Raw genomic sequence first — 14,946 nt, 5'->3', positions numbered from 1 at the left:
GATAGCAGGGTATGAGAGCAGCTATGATGGGCTGATTGAACCGCTTTCAGATGCGGTGCAAGCAAAAATATTTCAACCTTGGTTCCAAAATTTCACGGAGCCTGTGGCGTTTCAGCGCCAGTCGCCCAGCGTCGCCTGAATGATCGCCATGGCGGCGACGGCCGCCGTGTCGGCCCGCAGGATGCGCGGCCCGAGCGGGATCGCCGTCACGAAGTCGAGCCCGCGCAAGATGCTCCGCTCTGCCTCGGAAAACCCGCCTTCCGGACCGACGAGCAGCGCGAACCGCGCATCCGTCAGCCCGCGCAGCACCGGCACCGGATTGTCGCCGGCATCGCCCTCGTCGCAAAAGAGGATACGGCGGTCGCGCGGCCATGTTTCCAGAAGCGCCTCCAGCCGCACCGGCTCGCGCACGTCGGGCACCGCCAGCACGCCGCATTGCTCGGCGGCCTCGATGACATTGGCCTGCAGCCGCTCCAGGCTGGTGATGCGCCCCTGCACATGCTGCGTCATCACGGGCTGCAAGAGGCCCGCACCCATCTCCACCGCCTTCTGCACGAGATAGTCGAGCCGTCCCACCTTCAGCGGCGCGAAGAGATAATGGAGGTCGGGCAGGGGAGACTGCGGCCGCGTCTGCTCCCGCGGGATCAGCGCCATGCGCTTGCGGGTGGGCATGGAAATCTCCGCCCGCCACTCGCCGTCACGCCCGTTGAACAGGAGGAGATCGCGGCCTTCCTCCATGCGCAGCACATTGGCGAGATAGTTGAACTGGTCCTTCGTCGTCTCGACCGCGATGTCGGAGACGAGATCCGGCTCGACGAACAGGCGCTGCATGCGAAAATTGGCTCTCATGATGCGGTTCTACAGAAAGATCGCGGAGAAGAGAATGTAGAGGAGCGCCGAAAGCAGAGCGGAGGCGGGGACGGTGATGATCCAGGCGCCGACGATGGTCATGAAATGCGAGCGCCGAACCAGCTGCCGCCGCCGCGTCTCGTCCGCGCCATGCTCGGTCCGCAGCTGGAACTCGGACTGACCCGTTTTCCGCCGCACATAGTCCAGCCGCAGCTTGGAATTGCGCGTGTACCATTCGCGGAAGAAGCCGATGCCGAACACGGCGCCGACGGCGATATGGGTCGTGCTGACCGGCAGACCGAAGGTCGAGGCGAAGATGACGGTGATGGCGGTGGCGAGCGCGACGCAGAAGGCGCGCACCGGATTGAGCTTGGTGATTTCCTCGCCGACCACGCGGATGAGCTTCGGCCCGTAGAGCAGCAGCCCGGCGGAGATGCCGAGCGCGCCGATCAGGAGAACCCAGAACGCGACGTCCGCGGTTTCCGTCGGCGCCAGCGTGCCGACATTGGCAACGATAGCCGACAGCGGCCCGACCGCATTCGAGACGTCGTTGGACCCGTGCGCGAACGAGAGAAGGGCCGCGGAGACGACGAGCGGCAGATGGAACAGCGGCCGCAGCGACTGGTTGCGGTTCTCGAGCCCGACCGCCCGGCGCGCCACGGTGCGGCGCGAAACGAGATAGATCAGGATACCGACGACAAGGCCCACCGCCAGCCCTTCGCCAAGGGGGATGTCATAGACACGCTCCAGCCCGATCAGTGCGAAATAAGCGGCGAAGACGCCGCCCATGCAGGCGAGCAGGATCGGAATCCAGAACACCGCCCCGGCGATCTTGTCCTCCCGGTAGATGATGAACGTCTTGATGAAGAACAAAAGCCCGGCCGCCACCCCGCCGCCGATGAAGGGCGACAGCATCCAGCTGAGCGTGATGCCGCCGAGCGACAGCCATTGCACCGACGAGAACCCGACGGCCGCGATGCCGCCGCCCAGAATGCTGCCGACGATGGCATGCGTCGTGGAAATCGGCGCACTGCACCATGTTGCGATGTTGATCCAGACGGCCGCCGATATCAGCGCCGACATCATGACCCAGACCAGTGTCGCACTGTCGGTGAAGGCCGTGGCATCCACGAGCCCACCCTCGATGGTCGACACGACCCGCCCGCCGGCAAACAGCGCGCCGGCGATCTCGAAGATCGCGGCGATCACGAGCGCGCCGGTCATCGTCATCGCCCGCGCGCCGACGGCTGCGCCGACATTGTTGGTGACGTCGTTGGCGCCGATGTTCATGGCCATGTAGCCGGCGATGGCCGCGGCCGCGACGACGATGATCGCGCCGGGAGCCGTGGAAACGGCGCTCGCCGCGATGATCATGACGAAGACGAGAAAGATGAAGCCGAGACCGAGGCCGACGGAGCTTTTCAGGACGAAATGCGACGCCTCCTCGTTCAGCGTCAGCTTGTCGAGGTCCTTGTCGAGTGTCGATTTCTCCAGAGCGGGTGTCGTCTTCCCCATGTCATTCCTTGTCGCACCGGCGTGAGAGCCCTTGCGCGACAGTTGAGTCGCGCGGCAGGGCAGGCGCCGTCCGTATCGTGTCGTCCTCTTATACGAGAAATCTCGCACGACGCTTGCCAAGCGCGCAAACGTCGCGACATCACCGCCGGCGAGCTTTTGTCAGATTGAGGGTATGCCACAAACCTGACAGTCTCATAATCGCCCTGCATGCCGCTCGAAAGCGGCCGAAAGCAGGCCGAAGACGAATCGTGCTGCAGGATCGGTGCGAAAATGGGGCGTACTATTGCGCGACGCTGCGGGGCTCGTCGGGCTGCATGGTCGAGAGAAGCTGGGTCTGGAAGTCGAGGATGAGCGCGCGCAGGCTCGGTTCCGCAACGCGGCCGGCAGCCTCCGTGAAGGTGACCCATTCCAAGGTGCGCGAGCCCTTTTCGGGAAAGCGCTTGGCCATGTCGAACACGACGACCGGATAGACGTGAACCCGGCAGGTGATCTTCAGGCCGTTGTTCATACCCTTTTCATAGATGAAGCTGCCGATGGAATCGGAGGAGGGCTCGCCCTTCACGCCGGCCTCTTCCCAGGCCTCGCGGGCGGCGACCTCGTGCGAGGCCTTGCCTTCCATGGGCCAGCCCTTGGGAATCACCCAGCGCCCGGTGTCACGGCTGGTGATCAACAGCATTTCCGGCACGGCACTTTTCTTCCGGAATCGATAGCACAGGGCAGCGAATTGCATGCGCTCGGGACGGCGGAACATCAGGCGGACTTCGGAAACGATGCTATCGAGGATGGTCAATGACGTGCGGCCCTTTCCACGGAATCAGTGTCCGGGAGAATAGTCGAGGTTGCCGCGAGCGGCGGTGATGATAATGCCTGGCCTAACTCCGCTGGAAGGAGGTCGATCCATGATCGTCAGAAAAAATGATATGGCTCCCGTCATATCCGAAAATATGAATATTCGAATGGACGCGGAGGCTGTCACAGTCCATAGAAATCTACTTCATGTGAGTGATTCTTACTATGCCTGCAATCTTGTGCAGACATAGTCGCGCACCGCCATTGCCTATCGCGGATGCGACAGCCAATGGCGCAATTCAATCCTGATGCCGTTCCTGCAGGCGCAGACGCGCAACCCGCGCGCGGTCCTCTGTCCGGTGTGCATCGAGGCTTGCGCCGATCACGAAATCGATATGGCTCTCGGCGGCCCGGCGAGCGGCATTGCCATCGGCGCCAAGGATGGCCGCATGGATGGCCTCGTGCTGCTCCAGCAGCCTGTCGGCCGCCCCCGGGGCCGAAAACACCGTGGTGCGGCTGAAGAAGATGTCCTGCTCCAGCAGCCGGTAGCACGACCGCAGCGTGTGCAGCAGGATGATGTTGTGAGCGCTTTCGCCCACCGCCATGTGGAAGTCGATATCGGCGCGCAAGCCGCCGTCGCGGTCGTCCGCATCCTTCGCTGCCCGCATCCGCGCCACGATCCGTGTCAGGCTCTCGCGATCGGCAGGCGTCGCATGGCGCGCGGCCCGCTCGGCCGTCAGCCCCTCGATCTCGCGGCGATAGTCCAGATAGTCCCGCGCCGCCTTTTCGTGGCGAACGATCAGGGCGCGCATGGGCTGCGAAAAGATCTCACCGATGATATCCGCGACGAAGGTCCCGCCGCCATGCCGGCTGACGAGCAGCCCGCGTGCCTCCAGTTCCTTCAGCGCCTCCCGCAAAATCGGCCGGGAGACGTCGAAGCGGGCGGCAAGGTCGCGCTCTCCCGGCAGCCGGTCGCCGTCGCGCAACACGCCGTCGAGAATCAGCGTCTCGATCCGCTGCACGATCTCGTCGGCCGCCCGGCTGTGATGGATGGCGGAGAACATTTCGACAGGCTCGTCCGCCACGCGCTTCCCCCACAGCATGTCCAGCCGAAGCGAGATCGCTTCGGCGTCGGATCATGCGACAAAACAAGAGACGAAAAAAGGACCGGCCGGCATCAAGCCGACCGGTCCCGAAAGTTTACACCCAAACGATCAGCCGCCGAAGATGGTGCGCAGCAGGTCGATGCCGCGGTCGTCGTAGGAGACCTCACCCTGCCTGTTGCCGGGTCCGACCACGATCACCTTGGCGCCGATCGAGGCGCGATCGTAGAGGTGCTCGACATCCTGGTTCATCATGCGGATGCAGCCGGACGACATGTTCTGCCCGATGGTCCAGGGCTGGTTGGTGCCGTGGATGCGGAAGCCGCTGTCGCTCTTGCCCTTGTAGAGATAGAGGGCGCGCGCGCCGAGCGGGTTGTTGACCCCGCCTTCCATGTAGGCCGGCAGGATGTGTCCGTTCTTGCGCTCGCGCACGATCATTTCGGCGGGCGGCGTCCAGCCGGGCCATTCGGCCTTGCGCTGCACCTTCACCACGCCCGACCAGCCAAAGCCCTCGCGCCCGACACCGATGCCGTAGCGGGTCGCCTTGTTGTTGCCTTCGACGTAGTAGAGATATTTGTGGTTGGTATCGACGATGATGGTGCCCGGCGTCTCGTCGGTGCGCAGCCGCACCTTGGTGCGCCAGAATTCGCGCGCCGGCTTGCGCTGCGGGGCGGCAACGGTCGTTACGTCGCTCTGCCCGATGGTCGCGGCCGGTCGCTCGATCATCGTCGCCGATGCCACGCCGGCGCCGCCGATCAAGATCGCGACCGACAGGGCGGCCCCTGCCAGTCTTCTCGCTGTCGTTGTCATTTTTGTCTCTCCCACTCGAGCCCGCCAGTCGCGCCCTGCGCAACGCATTGGGGAAACGCTATTCGATCGCACGCATCCCGCAAGATCATCGGTTGCAACATCGACTGAATGTGACCATCCCCGATGTCACCTCGGGAACGGCTGTTGCCGAAAAAGCACGATACTGCGTCGAAACCGGCTTACGCGCCGACGCGCTGCTCGCCTCACAGCACAATGACGCGCGTCCCCACATTCACCCGTTCGTAAAGGTCGGTGACGTCTTCGTTGCGCATCCGGATGCAGCCGGAGGAGACGGCATAGCCGATGGTCCAGGGCGCATTGGTGCCGTGGATGCGGTAAAGCGTGGAGCCGAGATACATGGCGCGGGCGCCGAGCGGGTTGGCAGGCCCGCCCTCCATGCTGGCGGGGAGATAATGCCCCTTGGCGGCCTCGCGGGCGATCATCTCGGATGGCGGGCGCCAGGTCGGCCACTCCGCCTTGCGCGTCACCTTGTGGGCGCCGGCCCACTCGAAGCCCGGCTTGCCGACGCCGACGCCATAGCGCCGGGCTTCGCCATTGCCGGTGACGAGATAGAGAAAGCGGCTATTGGTATCGATGACGATCGTGCCGGCCCGCTCACGGGTCTCGTAGGCCACCATCTGCGGCAGGAACTGCGGATCGATCGGCCGCACGGGCCGCTGCGGCGCCACCATGCCGGCCGAGCGGACCAGCGGTGCCGCCCGCTGAGGGGCCGGACGCTGGTAAGGGCGCTGGTAGATCACCTGCTGGCGCGGAGCATAGGCTGCCGGACGCTCGCGGTAGACGATGCGCGGCTGGTCGCCTGCGGCCCGCTGCCGGCGCACGCCCCTCTGATCGACGGGCACATTGCCGGCGCCGAGCTGCATCAGCCACGGTGCGGTCAGATCCGGGCTGACGATGACCGGCGGACGGTTGCCGTAGCGCTCGGCGGCCTGCGCGTATCCGGACCCGATATCGGCCAGCGTGACGGACAGGAGGGTGGTGAGGATCAACAATGTCTTCATGACGGGCTCGTTCTCGATCTGGCGGCGGCGGTGGCTCAGCCGGTTCATCCGGCGTATGGTGGAAGCCTGACACCGCAGCGGAATAGGAAGCGTAAACGAGCGTCGCGGAACGGGTGGACGGACCGTGAAAGTCTTCGGTAGGGTTATTGCGTGCTTTCGGAAAATGGTTGACGAAGCATGAAGCGTCGAGATTTTCGGCGTAGGGAAGGCGAGAGCGATGAGCGAGATCGAGGCACCCCAGGGCGTGATCAAGGGCCTGATCACCGGCACGGACGGCCTGACCCGCTGCTTCTGGCCGGGCCAACTGCCGGATTACCTGCGCTACCACGACGACGAATGGGGCCGCCCCGTTACCGACGACATCAAACTGTTCGAAAAGATCTGCCTCGAAGGCTTCCAGTCCGGCCTCTCCTGGCTGACGATCCTCAGGAAGCGCGAATCCTTCCGCGCCGCCTTTGCCGGCTTCGACATCGACGCCGTCGCGGCCTTCGGCGACGACGACATCGCCCGCTGCGTTGCGGACGCCGGCATCGTGCGCCATCGCGGCAAGATCGTCTCGACCATCAACAATGCGAAGCGCGCACAGGATCTCCGCGCCGAATTCGGCACGCTCGCCCGCTATTTCTGGAGCTATGAGCCGGCCCCGCACGAGCGGCCTGCCACTGTCACCTTCGCGGAGATCGCCGCCAATCCGACGACGCCCGTCTCCGTACGGATCTCAAAGGACCTGAAGAAACGCGGCTGGACCTTCGTCGGCCCGACCACCGTCTATGCCTTCATGCAGGCCATGGGCCTCGTCAACGACCATATCGAAGGCTGTATTTGCCGGCAGCCGATCGAGGACCTGCGCGCCACCTTCGTGCGGCCGTAACCGTCAGCCCTACAGCGTGCGGCCCCGCCGCCCGCTGGCCAGAAGCACGACGCCGATGACGGCGACAACAAGGCCGATGACGAGCCACTGCGTCTGCCCGGTCATGAAGCTTCCGCCCATCAGATTGGCGCCCTGCAGCGTCCAGATCAGCCCCACCAGCAGACAGAGCACACCCGCAATCGTCTTGAAACGCTTCATCCCGTTCTCCTCCAAATCGTCTCGCCGTGCGGCGTGGGGCAAGCCATGGCCCGCCCCACGCCTTTATGTTTCAGGCCTCAGCCGCCGTTCTTGGCCAGCCAGTCCTTCATACGGGTGATCTCGGTTTCCTGCGCCGCGATCACCTCCTGCGCCAGTGCGCGCAGGTTCGGGTCGGTGCCGAACTCCAGCTCCACCTTCGCCATGTCGATCGCGCCCTGATGATGGGCGATCATGCCTTTGGCGAAGTCCACATCGGCCTTGCCGGTGTACGTGATGGCCATGCCCTCGTGCATCCGGGCATTGGCCTTCGCAAAGGCCTGGCTCGACGGGCTCTGGTCGCCCTTGGGCTTTGTCATGCTCTCATGGTTCATCTGGCTGTGATCCATGGGCTTGGCCGCGTCCTGCGCCACGGCAAACGGTGCCGAGAGGGAGAGAAGGGCGATCGTTGCGGCGCATACGGCCTGTTGTCGAAACATGGTCTGTCCTTTCGAAATGATGATGAAGGCTATCAGGTCGAAAGAACCGCCTTGGGCGGCGGCGCTGCGGGTTGCGGGGCGGAGGCCACCAACGGAAGCTCCGCCGCTGGTCGCACGCGCTGCACCGGGACTGCCAGCCGACCGAGATCGCCGGCCGCGACCTCCAGTGCGAAACAGGCCGAGCAGAGCATGGGATGCGCACCCTTTGCCGGATGCGGGCAGCCGCTCGCGCACGCGGGCGCTTCGGAATGGCCGCTCACCGCATCATGTGCGACAGCGATGCCGTCCCAATGCGCGAGACCCTGCGCCTGCGCAACGGCCGAGGTCCATCCCGACAGGATGGCGCAGAGGACAGCGAGGGCGAGGATGAAGGGGCGCATCCTCTCAACATAAGCAGGATCGGCGCGAAGGGAAGCCCGCCCGCGCCGTCCCGTTGCGCCCGCCCAGCCTTGCCGCCCAGCCTTGCCGCTCTGGCCGCGATCGGATAGGGAAGGCGCCACGCTATAGAACGAGCCCTTCCAGCCGCAAACGAGACGGTCGAGACGCCATGAACGACAAGAAGAAGAAGCCTCAGAAGCTCAAGGCCCGCCTGCCGCGTGGCTTCGTCGATCGCTCCGCCGCCGATATCCGCGCCGTCGATGGCATGGTGGCGAAAATCCGCGAGGTCTACGAGCGCTACGGCTTCGATCCCGTGGAAACGCCGCTGTTCGAATATACCGACGCACTCGGCAAGTTCCTGCCCGACAGCGACCGCCCGAACGAAGGCGTTTTCTCGCTGAAGGACGACGACGATCAGTGGATGTCACTGCGCTACGACCTCACCGCGCCGCTCGCCCGCCACGTCGCGGAGAATTTCAACGAGATCCAGCTGCCCTACCGCACCTTCCGCGCCGGCTGGGTCTTCCGCAACGAAAAACCCGGCCCCGGCCGCTTCCGCCAGTTCATGCAGTTCGACGCCGACACGGTGGGCGCCGCCGGCGTGCAAGCGGATGCCGAAATGTGCATGATGATGGCCGATACGATGGAGGAGCTGGGCCTGAAGGGCCAGTTCGTCGTGCGGGTAAACAACCGCAAGGTTTTCGACGGCGTTCTCGACGGCATCGGCCTTGCCGGTGACGACAATGCCGGCCGCCGCCTGACGGTGCTCCGTGCCATCGACAAGCTCGACAAGTTCGGCCTCGACGGCGTGAAGCTCTTGCTCGGCGAAGGCCGCAAGGACGAGAGCGGCGACTTCACGAAGGGCGCCGGCCTCGGCTCCGACCAGATCGCCAGCGTGCTCGCCTATCTCGCGCAGGATGGCTACGAGCCGACGAGTGACCTTTACACGCAGGGCATGAGCGAACTCGATCAGATCGAGGCGCTTGTGCGCGCAGCCGGCTACGCCGAGGACCGCATCAAGATCGACCCCTCCGTCATCCGTGGCCTCGAATACTACACCGGCCCCGTCTTCGAAGCCGAACTGACCTTCCCCGTCACCAACGAAAAGGGCGAAAGCGTCGTCTTCGGCTCCGTCGGCGGCGGTGGTCGCTACGATGGGCTCGTCTCCCGCTTCATGGGCCAGCCCGTGCCCGCCACCGGCTTCTCGATCGGCGTCTCCCGCCTGATGACGGCGCTGAAGAACCTCGGCAAGCTGGGTGACGACGAGGTTCTCGCCCCGGTCGTCGTCTGCGTCATGGATCGCGACATCGAAGCGCTCGGTCGCTATCAGCGCTTCACCCAGGCGCTCCGCCACGCCGGCATCCGCGCCGAAATGTATCAGGGCAATAAAAAGAACTTCGGCGACCAGCTGAAATACGCCGACCGCCGCGGCGCGCCGCTGGCCATCATCCAGGGCGGCGACGAGCGCGCGCAGGGCCTCGTCCAGATCAAGGACCTGATCGAAGGCAAGCGCCTCTCCGGCGAGATCGAGGACAACGCCACCTGGCGCGAAGCCCGCGTGGCGCAGGTCTCCGTGCCCGAAGCCGAACTGGTGGAAAAAGTCCGCGAGATGCTGGATGCCCAGAGGCAGGACCGCGACCGGGCAGCAGGCTGACGCGCGTGTCCTCGATATCGCCGACCGCGCAGCCCCTCACCCTAACCCTCTCCCCGCACGCGGGGCGAGGGGACGTGCCTCATGCGCCCCTTGAGATGCCGGCAACCACTCGCCACACCCTGACTACGTTTGGTAAGCAAAGCGGTCGCCACACCCTCCCTTCGCCCCGCAAGCGGGGAGAAGGTGCCGGCAGGCGGATGAGGGGCAGCCTCCCCGCGACGGTATCGGTTCTTCTCCTCACCCCCGCCCGCACGCCCTCGGGAACCGCACACCCATGACCCGCTACGATCTCCCCGATTTCGCCCCGGACCTGCTTGCAGCCTTCGCCACGCGGCGGGCCGAGCGGGTGCATACGCCGGTCATCCAGCCGGCCGATCCCTTTCTCGACATGGCGGGCGAGGACTTGCGCCGGCGCATTTTTCTCACCGCGAGCGAGACGGGGACGAGCCTCTGCCTGCGGCCGGAATTCACCATTCCCGTCTGCCTTCGCCATATCGAGACCGCCACCGGCACGCCGAAGCGCTATGCCTATCTCGGCGAGGTCTTCCGCCAGCGCCGCGGCGGCGCGGAGGAGTTTTATCAGGCCGGTATCGAGGATCTGGGAGAGCGGGACGTGGCGAGTGCCGATGCGCGCGCCATCGTCGATGCGATGGACCTGCTGCGCGTCGTGCTGCCCGGCCAGGCTCAGACCCTCTCGCTGACGCTGGGCGATCAGGCCGTGTTCGAGGCCGTGGTCGCAGCCCTCGGCCTGCCGGTCGGGTGGCAGAAGCGGCTGATCCATGCCTTCGGCGACGTCGGCCACCTCGAAGCGCTGCTCGACCGCCTGGCCCGACCCCAGCCCGTGACCGGGCTCGACCCCGAGATCGAGGCCTTGCTGTCGGCAGACCGGCAGGATGACCTGATCGCCCGTCTGGAACGCCGCATGGAAGAGACCGGCTACTCCACCAATGCCAGCCGCTCGCCCACCGAAATCGCCCGCCGCCTGAAAGAGAAGCGCGCGCTCGCCGAAACCCGCCTCGACGGCTCGGCACTCCTGCTGCTGCGCGAGTTCCTGACGCTGCGCCTGCCGCTGGCCGAGGCCTCCGCAGCGCTCGCCGGTTTCGCCGATGCCGCCGACCTGAAACTCGGCCCTGCTATCGCCGCCTTCGATGCGCGTCTTGCAGCCCTCGCCAATGCCGGTGCCGATCTCTCCGCCATGACCTATCGCGCCGCCTTTGGCCGCCCGCTCGACTATTACACCGGCATGGTCTTCGAAATCGTCGCCTCCGGCGGTGCGGAGGTGCTGGCCGGTGGCGGCCGATTCGACCGGTTGATGACGCTGCTCGGTGCGCAAAGCCACATCCCGGCCGTCGGTTTCTCGCTGTGGCTCGACCGCATCGAGGCGCTGCGCGACGCCGCACAGGGGAAAACGGGAGAGCCTGCATGACCATCACCATCGCGCTCCCCTCCAAGGGCCGCATGAAGGACGAGGCCTCGGCCATCTTCGAGCGCGCCGGCCTGAAAATATCGACCGTCGGCAACGACCGCTCCTATCGCGGCCGCGTCGAAGGCATCGACGATGTCGAAATCGCCTTCCTGTCGGCGTCCGAAATCTCGCGCGAAATCGGCGCCGGCTCCGTGGATTTCGGCGTCACGGGCGAAGACCTCGTGCGCGAAGGTCTGGCGGATGCGGACGAACGGGTGGAATTCTGCGCCCGCCTCGGCTTCGGCCATGCCGATGTTGTCGTCGCCGTGCCGGATATCTGGCTCGACGTCGATACCATGGCCGATCTCGGCGATGTCGCCGCCGATTTCCGCACCCGCCACGGCCGCCGGCTTGCCATCGCCACCAAATACTGGCGCCTGACCCAGCAGCACTTCTCCGGCAGCCACGGCATCCAGCTCTACCGCATCGTCGAAAGCCTCGGCGCCACCGAAGGCGCCCCGGCCTCGGGCTCCGCCGACATCATCGTCGACATCACCTCCACCGGCTCGACGCTGACGGCCAACCACCTGAAGATCCTCTCCGACGGCATCATCCTGCGCAGCCAAGCCTGCCTCGTGCGCGCCCGCAAGCCGGGGCATGAGAACGACATCCGGGTGCGGGAGATCGTGGAGCGGGTACAGGCGGCGTTGCGCGGCTAGAACGGGTTCGCATGTATGACGGCGACGAAAATCGCCGCACGCCCCGCTGACATCCCGCCCCTATGTGAAACCGCAACCCCTTCCAAGGAACCCGTCCCGCATGGCCGATCTCTCTTCCTTCCCCATCACCACCCGCTGGCCCGCCACCCGGCCGGATGCCATTCAACTTTATTCGCTACCGACGCCGAATGGCGTGAAGATCTCGATCGCGCTCGAAGAACTCGGCCTCGACTACCAGCCGCATCTCATCTCTTTCGGCACCAACGATCAGAAATCGCCGGAGTTCGTCTCGCTCAACCCGAACGGCCGCATTCCCGCGATCATCGATCCGAACGGCCCTGAGGGAAAGCCGATCGGCCTGTTCGAGTCCGGTGCCATCCTCGTCTATCTCGCGGAAAAGACTGGTAAGCTTCTGCCGGCCTCCGCTGCCGGACGGTATGAAACGTTCGCCTGGGTGATGTTCCAGATGGGCGGTGTCGGGCCGATGTTCGGTCAGTTCGGCCACTTCTTCAAGTTCGCCGCCGACAAGGTCGCCAACAATCCCTACCCGATGGAGCGCTACCGCGACGAATCCAAGCGGCTGCTCTCGGTGCTCGAAACCCGTCTGGAAGGCCGCCAGTGGCTGATGGGCGACGATTACACCATCGCCGATATCGCCACCTTCCCGTGGATCGAGGGTGCGCGAAAATTCTACGGCGGCGATCAGGTGCTCGACTATGCGAGCTTCCCCAACGTCATGGCCTGGGTCGCCCGCGCGCTGGAGCGTCCGGCGGTCAAGACCGGCATGGAGATCCCCAAGCGGGATTGATCGCACGCGGTTTTCTACCGCATTGACGGTTCCGCCCGCGACGGGATAGGTCTCGGGCGGAATCATGCGAAGGGAAGACGGCGTGGCGGAAGAGCGGGAGACAGGGCAGGACAACCGGCTTGTCGTGGTTGGCGGCGGGCAGGCGGCCTTTGCGCTGATCGCCAGGCTTCGCGCGCTGAAGGACACGCGTCCGATTACCTTGATCTCGGCCGAACAAAGCTTGCCATACCAGCGCCCGCCGCTGTCCAAGAAATATCTCCTGCGCGAAATGACGCTCGATCGGCTGCTCTATCGGCCGGAAAGCTGGTACGCCGAGCACGCCATCGATGTCCGGCTCGACTGCCGTGTGACCGCGATCGACCGTGCCGCAAAGTCCGTGACGCTCGATGATGGCACCGCGCTCGCCTACGACACGCTGGCGCTCGCGACCGGCGCCACGCCCCGGCGCCTGCCGGACAGCATCGGCGGGACGCTCGAGGGTGTCTTCACCCTGCGCGACTTTCGGGATGCGGACCGCCTTGCGGAGGAGATGCGCCCGGGCCGCCACGCCCTCATCATCGGCGGCGGCTATATCGGGTTGGAGGCTGCGGCCGTCGCTCGCACGCTGGGCCTCGAGGTCACCCTGATCGAGATGGCCGACCGCATCGTTCAACGCGTCGCCGCATCGGCAACCTCAGACATTTTGCGGAACCTGCATCTCTCCCGCGGCGTGGACCTGCGCGAAGGCACCGGCCTCACGCACCTGCTGGAACACGACGGCCGAGTGACAGGGGCGGAATTGTCGGATGGCACGAAGATCCACGTCGACCTCGTGATCGTCGGCATCGGCGTCTCCGCCAACGACCGCATCGCCCACGATGCGGGCATCGCGACGGCGAACGGGATCATTGTGGATATCAACGGCCGCTCCAGCGACCCCTCCATCTTCGCGATGGGTGATTGCGCCGTGCTGCCCTTCGCCGACATGCTGATCCGTCTGGAATCCGTGCAGAACGCCGTCGATCAGGCGGAAACCATCGCGGCAAACATCGCGGGTACGCCAACGCCTTACCACGCGAAACCGTGGTTCTGGTCCGATCAATACGACGTCAAGCTACAGATCGCCGGCTTCGGCCTCGGTCATGACGAAACGGTCACGCGAGCAGGACAGAGAGAAGGCAGCGCCTCCGTCTGGTACTACCGCCAAGGCACGCTGATCGCGGTGGATGCGATCAACGACGCCAAGGCTTACGTTGTTGGAAAGAAACTGATCGAAATGGGGACGACACCGGACAAAGCCGCCATCGAAAACCCCGCCACCGACCTCAAGGCGCTCCTCGCCTCCTGATCAGGCTACTCGCCGAGATCGAGCTTGCTGCGCAGCGCATCGATCCGTTTCGAAGCCTCCGCCTTGGTGATGTCCTCGGCAAACTGATCCGGCTGATGCGCCTGTTCCGACAGCGTCTGCAGATAAGACCGCTGCGCTCCCGTCATGGGCTCGTCGCCGCTGACCCAGTCGTCGGGGTTCTTTTCGGTGTTGGAAGACGTGTCGTTGGCAACGGCTTTGTCGGACATGAAGTGCTCCTCAGGTGGTTATGTTCGCTAAACGTTCATGCACGGAGGAGGTTCCGCGATATGCGTGAAGCTGTCCGCTAAACTTGACAGTTTTGTCGAATTTGATCATGTTACATGTAACGAAGGAGGCAGGTCATGCGCACGCCTTTGACACAACGGGTTCAGAAGCACCGCGATGCCATGCGTGCATCCGGTCTGCGGCCGGTGCAGATATGGTTGCCAGATACGCGTAGCCCCGGTTTCCTTGAAGAGTGCCGCCGTCAGGCACGGATCGTCGCTGCAGCAGATGCCATGGATACCGATACGGATGCCTTCATCGATGCTGCTCTGGCTGATCTTGGAGACGAGGCGGATGCGTGACGAGGGGTGACATCGTCACGGTCGCAATGCCGGGCGACTTTGGCAAACCAAGGCCGGCCCTTATCATCCAGTCGGATCGTTTCGCGGAAACGGGCTCGGTCACCATCATGCTCATATCCGGCACGCTGGTCGATGCCCCGCTTATCCGGACGACGGTTCTTCCGTCACCGGAGAACGGTCTTCGCAAGCCATCCCAGATCATGATCGACAAGACGATGTCAGTAAGGCGAGACAGGCTCGGCCCGGTCCTTTGGCCGGTTGGAGACCGAGAACATGATCGCGGTTACACGCACACTCGCTGTTTTTCTCGGAATCGCGTGAGCACAACGATGGCCCTGGCGATCATGTCGCCATATTCGCTCGTCTGGGCGTTGTAGCCGTAGTTGTCGTCGTTCTTGTCGAGGATCTTGCCAACGACGATCGAAGCTTCGTCAC

17 protein-coding genes and 1 pseudogene are annotated in these 14,946 nt (G+C 64.7%); 8 read left to right on the top strand and 10 right to left on the bottom strand.

Annotation, left to right across the window (positions count from 1 at the left end):
• Window positions 1–111: 111 nt before the first annotated feature.
• The 6 genes from C8J33_RS08850 to C8J33_RS08825 all read right to left on the bottom strand — a co-directional run bounded on the left by C8J33_RS08850 (window position 112) and on the right by C8J33_RS08825 (window position 6,088).
• Window positions 112–849, bottom strand: coding sequence for a 16S rRNA (uracil(1498)-N(3))-methyltransferase (locus tag C8J33_RS08850; RefSeq protein ID WP_110799947.1), 738 nt, complete (start codon window positions 847–849; stop codon window positions 112–114).
• Between the two features lie 9 nt (window positions 850–858).
• Entirely contained in the window at window positions 859–2,364 is a 1,506-nt protein-coding gene (locus C8J33_RS08845; RefSeq protein ID WP_132663760.1) for an inorganic phosphate transporter, read from the bottom strand.
• A 280-nt stretch (window positions 2,365–2,644) separates the two neighbouring features.
• A complete protein-coding gene (locus tag C8J33_RS08840) occupies window positions 2,645–3,154 on the bottom strand; it encodes an NUDIX hydrolase (RefSeq protein ID WP_132663759.1) in 510 nt (169 codons plus the stop codon).
• 298 nt (window positions 3,155–3,452) lie between these two features.
• Complete coding sequence (locus C8J33_RS08835; protein WP_422038095.1) at window positions 3,453–4,217, bottom strand: FadR/GntR family transcriptional regulator; 765 nt, start codon at window positions 4,215–4,217, stop codon at window positions 3,453–3,455.
• A gap of 150 nt (window positions 4,218–4,367) precedes the next feature.
• Window positions 4,368–4,982: a L,D-transpeptidase gene (locus C8J33_RS08830; protein ID WP_422038093.1), complete on the bottom strand. Its 615-nt coding sequence runs from the start codon at window positions 4,980–4,982 to the stop codon at window positions 4,368–4,370.
• Between the two features lie 287 nt (window positions 4,983–5,269).
• Window positions 5,270–6,088, bottom strand: a complete 819-nt coding sequence (locus C8J33_RS08825; RefSeq protein WP_132663756.1) for a L,D-transpeptidase — start codon at window positions 6,086–6,088, stop codon at window positions 5,270–5,272.
• 217 nt (window positions 6,089–6,305) lie between these two features.
• Between C8J33_RS08825 and C8J33_RS08820 the strand changes: the two genes are divergently transcribed.
• On the top strand, window positions 6,306–6,959 hold the full coding sequence (locus C8J33_RS08820; RefSeq protein WP_132663755.1) for a DNA-3-methyladenine glycosylase I: 654 nt from the start codon (window positions 6,306–6,308) through the stop codon (window positions 6,957–6,959).
• A gap of 9 nt (window positions 6,960–6,968) precedes the next feature.
• On the opposite strand, the gene C8J33_RS08815 is transcribed toward C8J33_RS08820, so the two are convergent.
• The 3 genes from C8J33_RS08815 to C8J33_RS08805 form a co-directional block, all read right to left on the bottom strand.
• Window positions 6,969–7,157 carry a hypothetical protein gene (locus C8J33_RS08815; protein ID WP_132446357.1) on the bottom strand — a complete coding sequence of 63 codons (189 nt, stop codon included), beginning with the start codon at window positions 7,155–7,157 and terminating at the stop codon, window positions 6,969–6,971.
• Window positions 7,158–7,234: 77 nt separating this feature from the next.
• A complete protein-coding gene (gene copM / locus C8J33_RS08810; RefSeq protein ID WP_132663754.1) occupies window positions 7,235–7,633 on the bottom strand; it encodes a CopM family metallochaperone in 399 nt (132 codons plus the stop codon).
• Between the two features lie 32 nt (window positions 7,634–7,665).
• Window positions 7,666–8,013, bottom strand: coding sequence for a hypothetical protein (locus C8J33_RS08805; protein WP_132663753.1), 348 nt, complete (start codon window positions 8,011–8,013; stop codon window positions 7,666–7,668).
• A 167-nt stretch (window positions 8,014–8,180) separates the two neighbouring features.
• Here C8J33_RS08805 and hisS point away from each other — a divergent pair, with 167 nt between their 5' ends.
• The 5 genes from hisS (at window position 8,181) to C8J33_RS08780 (ending at window position 13,924) form a co-directional block, all read left to right on the top strand.
• On the top strand, window positions 8,181–9,665 hold the full coding sequence (gene hisS, locus C8J33_RS08800) for a histidine--tRNA ligase (RefSeq protein WP_132663752.1): 1,485 nt from the start codon (window positions 8,181–8,183) through the stop codon (window positions 9,663–9,665).
• Window positions 9,666–9,939: 274 nt separating this feature from the next.
• Window positions 9,940–11,091: an ATP phosphoribosyltransferase regulatory subunit gene (locus C8J33_RS08795; RefSeq protein ID WP_132663751.1), complete on the top strand. Its 1,152-nt coding sequence runs from the start codon at window positions 9,940–9,942 to the stop codon at window positions 11,089–11,091.
• On the top strand, window positions 11,088–11,789 hold the full coding sequence (gene hisG / locus C8J33_RS08790; protein ID WP_110799938.1) for an ATP phosphoribosyltransferase: 702 nt from the start codon (window positions 11,088–11,090) through the stop codon (window positions 11,787–11,789). The genes C8J33_RS08795 and hisG overlap by 4 nt, the downstream gene beginning before the upstream one ends.
• Before the next feature lie 100 nt (window positions 11,790–11,889).
• Window positions 11,890–12,597, top strand: a complete 708-nt coding sequence (locus tag C8J33_RS08785; RefSeq protein WP_132663750.1) for a glutathione binding-like protein — start codon at window positions 11,890–11,892, stop codon at window positions 12,595–12,597.
• A 64-nt stretch (window positions 12,598–12,661) separates the two neighbouring features.
• Entirely contained in the window at window positions 12,662–13,924 is a 1,263-nt protein-coding gene (locus C8J33_RS08780) for an NAD(P)/FAD-dependent oxidoreductase (protein ID WP_132663749.1), read from the top strand.
• A gap of 5 nt (window positions 13,925–13,929) precedes the next feature.
• On the opposite strand, the gene C8J33_RS08775 is transcribed toward C8J33_RS08780, so the two are convergent.
• Window positions 13,930–14,151: a DUF3072 domain-containing protein gene (locus C8J33_RS08775; protein ID WP_092986867.1), complete on the bottom strand. Its 222-nt coding sequence runs from the start codon at window positions 14,149–14,151 to the stop codon at window positions 13,930–13,932.
• Between the two features lie 135 nt (window positions 14,152–14,286).
• On the opposite strand from C8J33_RS08775, the gene C8J33_RS08770 reads away from it, so the two are divergent.
• Together C8J33_RS08770 and C8J33_RS08765 are read left to right on the top strand one after the other, a co-directional pair.
• Window positions 14,287–14,511 (top strand): antitoxin MazE family protein, encoded by a 225-nt coding sequence (locus tag C8J33_RS08770; protein WP_110732870.1) that lies wholly within the window; start codon window positions 14,287–14,289, stop codon window positions 14,509–14,511.
• A pseudogene (locus tag C8J33_RS08765) lies at window positions 14,508–14,832 on the top strand (type II toxin-antitoxin system PemK/MazF family toxin). Before C8J33_RS08770 ends, C8J33_RS08765 begins: the two are co-directional and overlap by 4 nt.
• The last annotated feature ends 114 nt before the right edge of the window (window positions 14,833–14,946 follow it).

It is taken from the genome of Rhizobium sp. PP-CC-3G-465 (assembly GCF_004343445.1).
Lineage (GTDB): Bacteria > Pseudomonadota > Alphaproteobacteria > Rhizobiales > Rhizobiaceae > Ferranicluibacter > Ferranicluibacter rubi.
The sequence above is the reverse complement of the archived record's forward strand: the minus strand, read 5'-3'. Positions and strand labels throughout refer to the sequence as shown.

Excerpts from the sequence above, each read along its gene's own strand:
- C8J33_RS08850 (WP_110799947.1), bottom strand. The coding sequence starts at position 849 with ATGAGAGCCAATTTTCGCATGCAGCGCCTGTTCGTCGAGCCGGATCTC.
- C8J33_RS08845 (WP_132663760.1), bottom strand. The coding sequence starts at position 2,364 with ATGGGGAAGACGACACCCGCTCTGGAGAAATCGACACTCGACAAGGAC.
- C8J33_RS08835 (WP_422038095.1), bottom strand. The coding sequence starts at position 4,217 with ATGTTCTCCGCCATCCATCACAGCCGGGCGGCCGACGAGATCGTGCAG.
- C8J33_RS08830 (WP_422038093.1), bottom strand. The coding sequence starts at position 4,982 with ATGATCGAGCGACCGGCCGCGACCATCGGGCAGAGCGACGTAACGACC.
- C8J33_RS08825 (WP_132663756.1), bottom strand. The coding sequence starts at position 6,088 with ATGAAGACATTGTTGATCCTCACCACCCTCCTGTCCGTCACGCTGGCC.
- C8J33_RS08820 (WP_132663755.1), top strand. The coding sequence starts at position 6,306 with ATGAGCGAGATCGAGGCACCCCAGGGCGTGATCAAGGGCCTGATCACC.
- C8J33_RS08815 (WP_132446357.1), bottom strand. The coding sequence starts at position 7,157 with ATGAAGCGTTTCAAGACGATTGCGGGTGTGCTCTGTCTGCTGGTGGGG.
- copM (WP_132663754.1), bottom strand. The coding sequence starts at position 7,633 with ATGTTTCGACAACAGGCCGTATGCGCCGCAACGATCGCCCTTCTCTCC.
- C8J33_RS08805 (WP_132663753.1), bottom strand. The coding sequence starts at position 8,013 with ATGCGCCCCTTCATCCTCGCCCTCGCTGTCCTCTGCGCCATCCTGTCG.
- hisS (WP_132663752.1), top strand. The coding sequence starts at position 8,181 with ATGAACGACAAGAAGAAGAAGCCTCAGAAGCTCAAGGCCCGCCTGCCG.
- C8J33_RS08795 (WP_132663751.1), top strand. The coding sequence starts at position 9,940 with ATGACCCGCTACGATCTCCCCGATTTCGCCCCGGACCTGCTTGCAGCC.
- hisG (WP_110799938.1), top strand. The coding sequence starts at position 11,088 with ATGACCATCACCATCGCGCTCCCCTCCAAGGGCCGCATGAAGGACGAG.
- C8J33_RS08785 (WP_132663750.1), top strand. The coding sequence starts at position 11,890 with ATGGCCGATCTCTCTTCCTTCCCCATCACCACCCGCTGGCCCGCCACC.
- C8J33_RS08780 (WP_132663749.1), top strand. The coding sequence starts at position 12,662 with ATGCGAAGGGAAGACGGCGTGGCGGAAGAGCGGGAGACAGGGCAGGAC.
- C8J33_RS08775 (WP_092986867.1), bottom strand. The coding sequence starts at position 14,151 with ATGTCCGACAAAGCCGTTGCCAACGACACGTCTTCCAACACCGAAAAG.
- C8J33_RS08770 (WP_110732870.1), top strand. The coding sequence starts at position 14,287 with ATGCGCACGCCTTTGACACAACGGGTTCAGAAGCACCGCGATGCCATG.